General features: G+C 52.0%; 4 protein-coding genes. 2 read left to right on the top strand and 2 right to left on the bottom strand.

What is annotated here, in order from left to right; all coding sequences use genetic code 11:
* Positions 1–56: 56 nt before the first annotated feature.
* Positions 57–1,094 carry a LacI family DNA-binding transcriptional regulator gene (locus B212_RS0117380; protein ID WP_019912222.1) on the bottom strand — a complete coding sequence of 346 codons (1,038 nt, stop codon included), beginning with the start codon at positions 1,092–1,094 and terminating at the stop codon, positions 57–59.
* 602 nt (positions 1,095–1,696) lie between these two features.
* On the opposite strand from B212_RS0117380, the gene B212_RS0117375 reads away from it, so the two are divergent.
* Complete coding sequence (locus B212_RS0117375) at positions 1,697–9,367, top strand: pullulanase (RefSeq protein WP_019912221.1); 7,671 nt, start codon at positions 1,697–1,699, stop codon at positions 9,365–9,367.
* Between the two features lie 116 nt (positions 9,368–9,483).
* Here B212_RS0117375 and B212_RS0117370 read toward each other — a convergent pair whose 3' ends face one another.
* The gene (locus B212_RS0117370; protein ID WP_019912220.1) at positions 9,484–11,229 is read right to left on the bottom strand and encodes an alpha-glycosidase; all 1,746 of its coding nucleotides are present in this window, start codon (positions 11,227–11,229) and stop codon (positions 9,484–9,486) included.
* Between the two features lie 763 nt (positions 11,230–11,992).
* On the opposite strand from B212_RS0117370, the gene B212_RS0117365 reads away from it, so the two are divergent.
* Positions 11,993–13,336 carry a sugar ABC transporter substrate-binding protein gene (locus tag B212_RS0117365; RefSeq protein WP_019912219.1) on the top strand — a complete coding sequence of 448 codons (1,344 nt, stop codon included), beginning with the start codon at positions 11,993–11,995 and terminating at the stop codon, positions 13,334–13,336.
* Positions 13,337–13,411 lie beyond the last annotated feature (75 nt).

Raw genomic sequence — 13,411 nt, 5'->3', positions numbered from 1 at the left:
TGCTTCGGAAGCTTAGGCTTCCTTCTAAGGACGGGTAGCCGTTTCTGCTTGTGTGATCATTTCTTCACTGGAGAAAACATGGAAGACTCTCTTACGATTAAGCGGTGGGGAATCACGAACCGGTTCGTATATCCGTCATGGTTATCCGGCTTCTGAATGCTCTGGATGAGCACCTGGGAGGCCGTATAGCCAAGATGATAAATTCCGATGTCGATACTGCTGATCGGCGGGCTGGACAATTCCGAGAGCGGAATGTTGTTAAAGCTGACAATTGCCAGATCATTAGGAACCTTGTACTTCAGTTCATTCAGTCCACGCAGTACACCGAAAGAGACCATATCATCAACTGCGACCAGTGCTGTAGGACGGTTCGGGAGATTCATGAAAAAAGACATCGCCCGGTATCCGCTGTCCTGCAGAAATTCGCCTTCGACAATCCATTCCTCCCGCATTTCGAGTCCGCTGTCCTGCATCGCCCTGCGGTAGCCTTCAAGCCGGTCCCGCGAAACGATAAGATTCGGCGGCCCGCTGACAAAGCCAATACGTTCGTGACCCATAGCAATCAAGTGGTTCGTAGCGTCGAATGCAGCCATGATATTATCATTATCCACCGATAAAATATTCTCATAGCGGTCGCTTCGCCCTACCAGAACAAAAGGGTAGCCACCTGATTCCAGAAAATCAATTACCGCATCGTCCTTGCGTGAATAGAGCAGAATAACGCCGTCAACACGGCGGCCCTTCAGCAGGCGGGACACGGCTTCAAGCTCTTCCTTTTCGTTGGCTCCGGAGCTGAGCAGCACATCATAGCCGGAACGGCTGGATTGTGTGACAATCCCACGGATCAATTCCATAAAAAACAAATTGGAGAACAGCTCTTCAGCCGGCTTCGGAAGAATGATGCAAATGCTGTTCGTAGTCTTCGAGACCAGACTCTTGGCCATCATATTCGGAGTGTAGCCCATTTCCTCCATAATCACTTTGACCTTACGGGAAGTTTCTAGGCTAATTCTTGGATGGCCTGACAACACCCGGGATACTGTGGAGGGAGAAACTCCCGCTTTCTTAGCCACGTCCTTGATGGTAACTGTCATAGAAACCTCCTCATGGAACCGTTTGCTTTACACAGTAATATTAATCGAAGTGTTCATAATTGTAAATAGTGAAAGTCTTTCGGAAGGCCAGCTTGCGGCAGGATGGAGCGGAGGCGGGGATTACGCAGGGCTATTCATCTCACTACCCCCAATAAACTTAATTTCAATATCAACGCAGAAAATATGGAAAAGGTGCAAAAGTGTGCAATTATATGCGCCATATTTGTGCAACACTTCATGGAGTGTAGCTTCATTTGCTTTGGATTTGATCAGGATATGGATTGTAAATTGCTAGTTGACAACAACAGAAGTCCAGCATTAGTATGGTGAACATAATATAAAGCGCTTACAGTATAGAGTTTTGGCAGGCCCCTATTTCAGTCCCAATAGATGGGTTGTTGAATTGTGCCTGTCGCTTATTTTTGCAAACGTTTGCGCATTGAATGGGAGTGTTGCACATGGCTTTATTTATTTTTTGGACAGGAGGGGGCGGATCTTCACGGGCCTGAGAAGCCGCAAATAGCCGGAGAAGGCGATTCCTTAATCATCTGCGGCTAATGCAGTTGTAAGGAAAAATCTATATTTGGGAGGGATTTAGGCAAATGAGACTGGCATTATGGGGCAAAAAAATATTCGCCGTCAGCATGATCGTTATTCTGGTGTTCTCCTCTTTTTCTTATGGTCCGGTTCATGTGAATGCGGCGGCGGCCAAGGTGGTGCTGGTAGGCAATCTTCAATCGGAATTATCGACGGAGGCTGAGCCGACAGGGGACTGGAACCCTGCTGCCACTGTGACGCAAATGACCTACATGGACAATGGATTGTACCAGTTCACAGGCAGATTGCCTGCAGGAGTCTATGAATACAAGGTTGCGCTTAACGGCACCTGGGATGAGAGCTACGGATACGGCAGCTACACCAATCCGGGCGGAACGGATAAAGACGGCAACATCCAGCTCACTCTCACAGCCGAAACCAATGTCACCTTTTACTATAACGACATCACCAAGAAAATTGCGGATTCTACGTATTACACACCGATTGCGGCGGGACAATTGCCGAGACTGACCGGAACGCTGCAAACGGAGCTGGGAGATGCGAAGGATTCCTCTCCGGCTGATGCAGGGACCCTTTTGTCAGATGCTGATTTGGATGGAATCTATGAGCGGACAGCCCAGCTTCCCAAGGGTGAATATGCCTATCAGGTATTTGTTCCCGGGGATGTTTCAGGTGCGGATATGTTCTATCCCGACAAGGAATTGACCTTGAAGCTTCCTGCTGATCTGAAAGTGACTTTTAAGTATAGCGCGAAGGATCACGGGGTCAGCGCAGCTTTTACAGCACCGTCCGATCCGGGAAAGGCTGTTCCCGTACCACAGAATCATATGCGGATTCACTATAACCGGACTGCGGGTGACTACGCCGATCAGGGCTTGTGGCTGTGGGACGATGTGGCCTCTCCCTCCGCGAACTGGCCAACCGGCGCAGCCCCATTTCCCGAAGGACAAACCGATACTTATGGCGCTTATGTCGATGTTCCGCTGAAGGCCGGCGCGAAGAAAATCTCGTTCCTCGTCGTCAACCGCAGCACACAGGACAAGGATGGAGGCGACAAGCTATTTACGATCAATACACCGCAGACCAATGAGATATGGATTAAGCAGGGTTCGGATACCGTAACGCCTTATGAACCTGTAGCGCTTCCTGCGGATACCGTGCGTATTCATTACATGAGAACGGACAGCAATCATAGCCAGTACGGCTTGTGGCTGTGGGACGATGTGGCTTCGCTGCCGGTAGCCTGGCCGGGAGATGCTGTTCCTTTTCAAGCTGAGCATACCGACTCCTATGGTGCTTATGTAGATATTCCGCTCAAGGCGAATGCCAAGAAGATGGGCTTCGTCGTTGTGAACCGTGCGAGCGGCGACAAAGATGGAAGCGACAAAACCTTCAGCCTGCTGGACCGTTATAATCAGCTCTGGATCAAGCAGGGGGATAATCAGGTATATGTGTCTCCTTTTGGCGAGCAGCCGATCAGTCTGGCAGCAGCGGAAGTGCTGTCCACCAGCAAAATCCTGCTTACCTTCACCTTGACGGACGGGCTGGACGCGGCAGGGTTAAAGTCGGCGATTACAGTACAGGACAAGGAAGGCGCTCCAATTGCCGTTACTGCCGTGACTATTAAAAGCCAATCTTCGGCAGAAGTGGATACGGCGGCCTTCGAGCTGGATAAAGCGCCGCTGACGGTAACCTATTCGGGGAAAAGTGTATCCGCTTCCGCTGGCTGGAGAATGCTTGATGAAATGTACAATTACACAAGTGATGATCTGGGAGCTACCTATCATCCGGCGGCTAAGTCTGCGACACTGAAGCTGTGGGCTCCGATGGCCAGCAGTGTGGTTGCAAATGTGTACAGCAAGACAGATGCAGCCAAGCAGGTAGGCCAGATCAGCTTAACCCAAGGCGCTAAAGGGGTCTGGTCGGCAGAGCTGAAGCCGTCTGATCTGGACGCTCCCGGCGGAGCCGGGGATGTGCGCGGCTACTACTACCAGTACGAGGTGACCAATAACGGAGTAAGCAAGCCGGTGCTTGATCCTTATGCCAAATCAATGGCTGTGTTCACTGTGGACACCACGGGTGCGGCAGGGCCGGATGGCGATACAGTCGGCAAAGCGGCTATTGTTGACTTGAGCGGAACGAATCCGCCGGCCTTCCGGGCAGGGGAGATTCCCGGCTATGAGAAGCGTGAGGACGCCGTCATTTATGAAGTCCACGTGCGAGATTTCACCTCCGATGTTTCGATTGAAAGTGGGCTGGGCGGCGAACGCTGGGGCTCGTATGCGGCTTTTGAGAAGAAGCTGGAGTATATTAAATCCCTGGGTGTGACCCATATTCAGCTCATGCCGGTCATGGCCTGGTATTATGGGGACGAAACGAAGATGGGCAACAGGGAATTGACCTATTCGACCCAGAACAATGAATACAACTGGGGTTATGATCCGCAGAGCTATTTCTCGCCGGATGGCGCCTATTCGCAGAATCCTGCCGATCCCGAAGAACGGATCAAGGAGCTGAAGGGCCTTATTGATGCCGTGCATCAAGCGGGGATGGGGGTCATTCTCGATGTTGTGTATACCCATATGGCGAAAAAGGATTTCCTGAATGATATCGTGCCGAATTATTACGCCTTCCAGGATGCGAACGGCAATTTCATTGGCGGCTTCGGCAACAATCTGGCGACCAGCCATAAGATGGCCGAGAAGCTGATGGTGGATTCAGTCAAATACTGGTTCAGCGAATATAAAATCGACGGCATGCGCTGGGACATGATGGGCGACGCGACAGCAGACGCGGTTCAAGCGGCCTATGATGCCGCTGAAGTCATTAACCCGAAGGCGCTGTTCATCGGTGAAGGCTGGAAAACCTTCGGCGGGGACGCCTCCGATCCGGCACTGGCCGGCAAGGGCGCAGATCAGGCGTGGATGGATAAGACGGACAGCGTCGGCGTATTCTCCGATGAATTCCGCAACGAGCTGAAGTCCGGCTATGGATCGGAAGGCGAGCCGAGATTCATTACGGGCGGTGCGCGCTCCATCGCTACAATCCTGAACAATATCAAGGGTCAGCCCTCCAACATTCCGGCGGATGATCCGGGCGATGTCGTGCCTTACATCGAAGCCCACGACAATCTGACGCTGCATGATGTCATTGCGCAGTCCATTAAGAAGGACCCGGCGGTTGCAGAGAACGAGCTGGAAATTCAGAAGCGGATCAGGCTCGGCAATCTGCTGGAGCTGACGTCTCAAGGGACCGCCTTCCTGCAGGCAGGCCAGGAGTATGGGCGCACGAAGCAGTGGAAGGCAGCAGGAGTGCCCGAACAGAAGTATACGGAGATGAAGGATGCGGACGGGAAATCATTTGGTTATTTTATTCACGATTCCTATGATTCTTCGGATGCGGTCAACATGTTCGATTGGGCGAAAGCGACGGACAAAGACAAATATCCTGTGCAAAATACAACCAGAGTCTACACCTCGGGACTCATTAAGCTGAGACAATCGACCGATGCCTTCCGGCTTGGCGACAAAGGTCTGGTGGACTCAAATGTCAGCCTGATCACCGCACCGGAGATCAAGGCAACCGATCTGGTGATCGGCTACAAGAATAAAGCAACTGACGGAACCGGGCTTTATTATGTCTTCGTGAACGGGGACAATACCGCAAGAACCCTGACTCTTTCCGAGGATTTGACCGGAGGGCAGGTGCTTGTGGACAACGATGAAGCCGGGAATGCGGCAATTCCTGCTGCGGGCCGGAGCGGCTTCACGTTAACGGCGAATTCCATTACCCTTGAACCTTTGACCGCTGTGGTTATCCGCAAGGATGCCGCCGCTGCTGTCCTGACTTCCCTGTCAGCGGACAGTTCGGGCTACAAGCTGCAAATTGGCAGCACCCGTCAAACGGCTATAACGGCCAAATATGATGACGGCAGCTCCAGAACGGTGACGAATACGGCAGCCTATGTCTCGGATAAGCCAGAGATCGCCACTGTGACCAGCAAGGGCCTGATCCAAGGAATGAAGGCGGGAACCGCCACAATTACCGTTACCTACGGCGGACTCTCCAGCAAAATCACTGTTGAAGTCACCAAGGATGCCGTAGACAACAAGCGTTATGTTCAGCTCACTTACGTCCGTGAAGACAAGGACTATAAGGATTGGAACCTCTGGGTGTGGAATACGGGGGTTAAGAACGATCAGATCGACTTCACTACCTTCAAGGACGGCAAGGCAAGCGTGCTGATTGAGGTGGCTCCGAATGCCACAAGTGTAGGCTTTGTGCTGCGCAAGGGCACGGACTGGAATACCGGGAAGCAGGATTATCCGGACGACCGGAACATCCCGCTGAGTGCCGGCGAAGCTTTTACCAAAGTGATTGTAACCAGTATGGTGAAGGAGCTTGACATCAAGCCGGTCATTAACGGACCTGTGATGAAAGACGGAACCATTACCTTCCGGTATCGGGACGATGCCCTGTTCCGCAGTGACAATATGGCTGCAATCAGCGAAGCGAAGGTGAAAATAAACGGCACAGCATATCCAATGGAGTACGATGCAGCCAAGGAATGGTTCAGCTATCAGCTTAAAAATGTGCAGGAAGGCACGTACAAGTACACTTTCCTGATTACCAGGGATGGCGTGACCGAAGAGCTGACGGACCAGAAAAACACGGTGAATGGCGAATCGGCCGCCGTCTATCACATTCCGCAGGTCACCATCGAGGCAGCGGTTCAGCCGAAAGCCGTCACCTCGAATGAAAATGCAGTGATTACAGTGAAGGCTTCCTCTTCGGAAGACGTGTCTTATGTGGACGGCTATATGGATCTGACCGCCCTTGGCGGACCAGGCGCGGTGAAGCTTGATACCACGCTGATGAAACAGGCGATTGCGGTCAAGGACAGCGTGGCGGCGGGAATCAAGACTATCCCGGTTACCCTGCTTGATCAATACGGGAATACGCATAAAGGCTCTGCCGCAGTTGAAGTGAAAGCAAGAACGTATACGGATGATAAGCTGGATTTTGACTGGGATGAAGCGCGGATTTATTTTGCGCTGACTGACCGGTTCAAGGATGGGGATGCTTCGAATAACGCCGATGTTGATAAAACACATCTGGAAGCCTACCACGGCGGAGATTTCCGGGGAATGATCGACAATCTGGATTATTTGCAGAAGCTGGGCATCAACACGCTCTGGATTACGCCGATTGTGGACAATATTGATTTTAACAAGGGCATTGATTTCGGCGGCAAGCAGTATGCCTATCATGGCTACTGGGCCAAGGATTTCACGCAGCTTGACGAGCATCTTGGCGATATGGCGACCTTCAAGGAGCTGATTGAGAAGGCCCATGACAAGGGCATTAAGATTATGGTGGATGTCGTGCTCAACCACGCCGGTTATGGTCTGAAGGCAGGGGACAATTATGCAGGCGTAACGGCTGAGGACAAAGCGCGGTTTGACGGCATGCTGCGCACGGACGGCATATCGGCGGATACCGATCCGGTCAAAGGCGAGTTAGCCGGACTGCCGGACTTCAAGACCGAAGACCCGGCGGTGCGCGAGAAGCTGATTAACTGGCAGACCGCTTGGCTGGACAATGCACGGACGAAGCGTGGCGATACGATTGATTATTTCCGTGTGGATACGGTTAAGCATGTGGAGGATACCACCTGGAAAGCCTTCAAAAATGCGTTGACCGCCATAGATCCAAAGTTCAAGCTGGTCGGTGAATTTTACGGCGGCACTCTGGACAATGACGGGGGCAATCTGCAGTCCGGCCAGATGGACAGTCTGCTGGATTTCGGCTTCAAGAATGCTGCCAGAGATTTTGCGAATGGCAAAATCGGAGATGTAGACGCATATCTGCAGAACCGGGAAACACAAATGGACAATACGAAGATGATGGCCCAATTTCTGAGCAGCCATGATGAGAACGGCTTCCTGTCCAATTACGTGGACGGAGACAAGGGCAAGCTGAAGATTGCAGCGGCTCTGCAGATCACGGCCAAAGGCCAGCCGGTTATTTACTACGGGGAAGAGCTGGGACGGTCCGGGGCAAATGCCGGGGATATGTCCAAAGGAGAGTTCAGCGAGAACCGGGGAGATATGCCGTGGGATCAGCTTACAGCGGAGCAGGGACTTCACGATCACTACCAGAAGCTGCTGAATATCCGCGCCAAGTACTCTAAGCTATATTCCAAAGGCGTGCGCACGAAGCTGGCCGGCTCCGATGAGCTGGGCTACCTGGCTTTTGCGAAGCAATACGGCAACGAGAGCATCGTTACTGTCATTAACACGAAGACGGCGGCTGTAGCTGCCAGCATTCCGGTTCCTTTTGCTGCACAGACGGTGGTTGTTGATGAGTACAGCGGCACAATCTATACGGTACCGCAGGATCAAAAGATAGCGGTTGAGCTGCCGGGCAGGGATGCCGGAGGAACGGTTATTTTGGCGGAAGTGCCTAAGGTGACACCGACGCCAACACCTACACCGACGGTGAAACCAACGCCAACGCCTACAGCTACGGTGACACCGACACCAACAGCTACGCCAACGCCTGCGCCTGTTTCGACTTCGGCTGTTACACCAACACCGGCTCCTGCTGAGGGTACACAGCTTGTGAGTGCGGACAGTCTGAAGAACGCTAAGGATGGCAAGGTGGAAGTGGAGATTGCAGCAGGCAAACAGGCCGTTCTGCTCCCGCTTCAGGCTGCGCAGTTGCTGGGAACCAATGATTTGCTGCTCAAAACCGCGGAGCTTTCTGTAACCCTGCCTGCCAAGGTTCTCGGCAATCTGCAAGGGACAGTGACCGGAGCGGATGCGGACGGTGCCCATATTGAGCTGCGCATAATTCCGCTTCAAGGCAGTGTATCAAGCGCTCTGCTCGATGCATTGAACAAGGATAATACGGCGGTGACGGCTGCTTCTGGTGTGTATGAGCTTGCCCTCAGCGTTGTCCGCAAAGACGGTACGGTTATTCCGGTAACCTCGTTTGCAGAGCCGGTTACACTTGCCTTCAAGCTGAAGGGAAGTCCAGACAAGGCATTGCTTGGTGTCTACTTCCTGGGCGATAACGGTAAATTGGACTATGCGGGAGGTGCACTGCAAGATGATGTGCTTACAGCTCAGGTTACGCATTTCAGCAAGTATGCGGCGCTTGAGGTCAGCAAATCCTTTAAGGATGTTCCCGCAGCCTACTGGGCGGCTCCGGCGATCAAATCGCTCAGTGCGAAGCAGATCGTGACCGGGGTTACCGCTGCCGAGTTCAAGCCGAAGAACAACGTCACCCGTGCGGAATTTACCGCGCTGCTCGTGCGCGCGCTCAGACTAAAGGCGGAAGGGCAATCCACATTTACTGATGTGAAGCCGGGTGCCTGGTATTCATCCTATGTGGCGGCAGCGGTCAGCCAGGGCATTGCTGCCGGACGCAGCCAAGACCTGTTCGCCCCGGATGCTGCAATCAGCCGTGAGGAAATGGCTGTCATGGCCATCCGCGCGCTGGAGGTCAAACAGGGCACGAAGCTTGAGCTGGCGAATGGCAGCGTGCGGTTTACTGATTCTTCCGGGATCAGCGGCTGGGCGGCTTCTTATGTGAGTGCCGCTGCGGAGCTTGGACTCTTGCAGGGCAGAACGGACAACCAGTTTGCCCCTAAAGCATGGATGACCCGGGCCGAAAGCGCCCAGGTAATTTACAAGCTGCTCGGCAATTAGGCATGGCTCAGCGAGCCTGCTTGCTTCACAGCAGTACGCATTAACTATCTAATCACACAAAAGGCACTCTTCATCGCGAAGAGTGCCTTTTGTGTGTACTGTGAAATTTTTAACACCTACACCAGTGCTTTAAGCACTGCGAATCCGTAAGCGGGCAGCTTGAGCGACAGCTTGCCGCGCTCAGCGAGCAGTGAATCGCCGGTGAGCAGGTTCTCCCAGTTGCGGTCCTCCACGTCGATGCGGAAGGTCTGGGCGGTTTCTTCTGTGTTGATGAGCACCACAATAATGTCATCGCCCAGCCGGCGCTCATAGGCCAGCTTGCTGCCCTGCCGTCCGGCTTCCAGGAAGGTGAAGGCACCGGTGCGGAGCGCAGGATGATTGCCGCGGATCTCGATCAGCTTGCGGTAGTAGCTGAACAGCTCACGGTCCTGCTTCTCGGGATTCCACTCCATGCATTTGCGGCAGCCCGGATCGCCTTCGCCGTCCATGCCGATTTCATCGCCGTAATAAATACAAGGCGTGCCCATGAAGGTGAACTGGAACAAGGCAGCGAGCTTCATCTTGTTCTTGTCCCCTTCGGCCACAGTTAACAGTCGCGCTGTGTCGTGGCTGTCCAGCAGATTGAAGGCAACCTCGCTGGCCTGCAGCGGGTAACGTGACAACTGCTTGCCGATCGCGTTGGCGAAGCCTTCGGCATCAAGTGCGCAGTAGACGAAGAAATCGAGCACAGCATCGGTGAACGGATAGTTCATCACCGCGTCGAATTTATCGCCCTCCAGCCAAGGGGCTGATTCATGCCAGATTTCACCCAGAATATAGGCCTCGGGATTCGCACGTTTTACAACTTTGCGGAAATCGCGCCAGAATTCATGATCCACCTCGTTCGCCACATCCAGCCGCCAGCCGTCGATACCCACCTCGGTGATCCAATACTCGGCTACCTTAAGCAAATATTCCTTCACCTTGGGATGCTCGGTATTCAGCTTCGGCATCAGCGGCTCGAAGGCAAAAGCATCGTAGGTTGGAATGCTGTCCACCACCTGCAGCGGAAACTCGCGGATATGGAACCAGTCCTTGTACTGGGACGCTTCGCCTTTCTCCAGCACATCTACAAACGGGGCGAAGGTGCGGCCGGAATGGTTGAATACAGCGTCCAGCAGCACGCGGATACCGCGTTCATGGCAGGCGGCGACCAGCTTTTTCAGCGTCTGTACATCACCGAAATGCGGATCAACCGTCATGTAGTCTTCCGTATCATATTTGTGGTTGGTCGTGGCGGTGAAGATCGGTGTGAAATAGATGCCGGTAATGCCAAGCTCGCTTAAATGATCCAGATGGTCCATGACCCCTTGCAGGTCGCCGCCGAAGAAATTCACCGGTGTAGGCGTATCGCCCCAGGGCTGTACATTTGCCGGATTCAGACTGGCGTCGCCATTCGCGAACCGTTCAGGGAAAATTTGATAAAAAACAGCGTCCTTCACCCAGGCTGGCGGAGTAAATACGTCCCCGCGGTTTATGTACGGGAATTCAAACAGCCGGTTCGGATTCGCCGGGCGCTCTGTCTGGAAATCACTTTCGGTCATCCAGATCCGTTCATGCCCTTTTTGCAGCAGAAAACCATATTTCAGCCGCCGGTACAGAGGCACCGAGGAGCATTCCCAATAATCGAACATCGCGTCAGAGGTGAACAGCGTCATCGGGATCAGCTCTTTGGTGGCATCCCAGGCATATTTATCGCCGGCCCAGGCGAAGACCTCGGTTAAATCCCCTTTTTTGGCGCGCAGGCGCAGATGAATCGTGTCATGATCATAGGCATAAGACCAGTTCAAACGCGGGCGGTGGTAGACAGCTTCCAATAACATTGATGATTCCTCCTAAAAGTTTTGTTAGCGACACTTCCTGGTATTACACCCGGCAAAACTTGCTTCGGAAGCATTCACTTAGTTTTGTGAGCATAAGCAACCTGAACAACATCAAGCAAAACCGGTTCGGAGGCATTGCAGGGCGAGTCCTTGGGCTGGATCAGCAGGCTTGCTCTGTGTCCATAACAAATAGGCACAACCGCCGCCGGGTAGCTTGTCCGAGGTTGTACCTTTTTTTGAAGTAACAGTGCCTTTTAGTTGTTTGTTAATGAAGCAGGCAGGCCGCTTATAATGTTTTGGATTATAGCACGGAATAATTTAGCGTTCAATACTTTAGTTCAAACAATTGCACAAAATGCCGCATGACGGAAAACCGGTTTTCTCTTGCGGAAAAGGAGTGAAATGTTATGAAAATCAATCTTTTATGAAATAATAAATGAAAATAAATGGAAAATCGAGGACAAATTAATGAAAACTAAAGAAAGTAAGAGATTTCCTGCGAAATAGGGAGATAATGGTTTGTTTTTTTTCTTAATTAACGTAATTTGATCAAATACACTATGTGCAAACGTTTTTACAATCCGTTTTACTGTTGTATTATGAATTTAGGAATGAAGCGCTTTCCATAACTTGTTGAAGCGTATACAGGAAGGGTTATTCAGAAAAACATACATTTTTTTTGACTCTCCTGAAATCGTTTGCGCAACTTTTGGGACAGCCGCAGCAACAAAGCGAGATACAATAATTGGGAGGGGTTTATGCAATGAATTTGAAAAAGCTTATGGTTCTCACCGCAGCGTTCTCCATGGTAGCATCCATTACGGCGTGCAGCTCGGGCAACAACAATGGAGGGAATGCTGCGGCAACGAACGCGCCAAAGGATAATGCGACAGCCACAGATAATTCGGCAGCCACAAACGCACCGGCGGGCAATGCTACAGCAGCCGCTGAAATCACACCGGAAGAAGGCGCTTCCCTGCTCGTATGGGAGAGTAAAGAGGAAAGACCTTTTGCCGAAGAAATCGCGAAACAATTCACAGCCAAATATAATGTTCCAGTGAAAATTGAAGAGGTTGCACCGCCGGATCAGGTAGGCAAGCTGACTCAGGATGGTCCTTCCGGCCTGGCAGCGGACGTAGTCCTGATTCCGCATGACAATCTCGGTAAAGCTGTAAGTGCAAGCTTGCTGCTGCCAAATGATATCTTCGCAGAACAGACCAAAGCCGACAACACCGAAGCTTCCATTGTGGGCTCCTCCTTCGGCGGCGAGCTGTACGGCTACCCAAGAGCGGCAGAAACCTATGCGCTCTATTACAACAAATCCTTGGTTAAAGAAGCTCCGAAAACATTCGATGACGTTATTGCCTTCAGCAAAACGTTCACGAACAAAGCCAAGAACAAATACGGCATTATGTGGGAAGTTGGCAACATGTACTTTGGTTATCCCTTCATTGCCACTACGGGCGGCTACCTGTTCGGCAAAGACGGCACTGACAAAGACGACATCGGCTTGAACAACGAAGGTGCCATTGAAGGTCTGAAGACTTTCGTCAAATTGAAGGAAGCATTGCCAATCAAGAGCGGTGATATCAGCGCCGACATTAAACGCAGCTTGTTCAGTTCCGGCGATGTTGCAATGGATATGACCGGTCCTTGGGAGCTTGCAGCCTACAAAGAAGCGCTCGGGGATAAACTGGGTGTTGCTCCAATTCCAACGATTGACGGCAAAACGGCAATCTCTTTCTCGGGGATCAAAATCTTCGGTGTCAATGCCTATTCCCAATATCCGAATGCAGCTAAGCTGTATGCGCACTTTGCTTCGACCAAGGATGCACAGCTTCTGCTCAACAAATTAATCGGCTCGATTCCAACCAACAACGAAGCGCTGAAGGATGCGCAGATTACAGGCGATCCGTTCATCTCCGCTTTTGCAGAGCAGGCCAAGAACTCCCAGCCAATGCCGTCCATTCCTGAGATGGGCAATGTATGGAGCCCTGTGAATGCGGCCCTTCCGGAAATTTGGGATAACAATGCTGATCCTAAAGCGGCTATGGACAAAGCTGTACAGCAGATCAAAGACCTCAATAACGGTGCAACTGCTAAATAACAGCTATCTTCAAGCAGCAAACCACTAGCACACAGTGGAGTCAATTCGCCCGCCGCTGGAAGCGGCGGGCGGTTT

This window comes from Paenibacillus sp. HW567, assembly GCF_000374185.1.
In the GTDB taxonomy this organism is placed as follows: Bacteria; Bacillota; Bacilli; order Paenibacillales; family Paenibacillaceae; genus Paenibacillus_AQ.
Note: the sequence above shows the minus strand (reverse complement) of the source record. Positions and strands in the feature narration are given on the sequence as shown.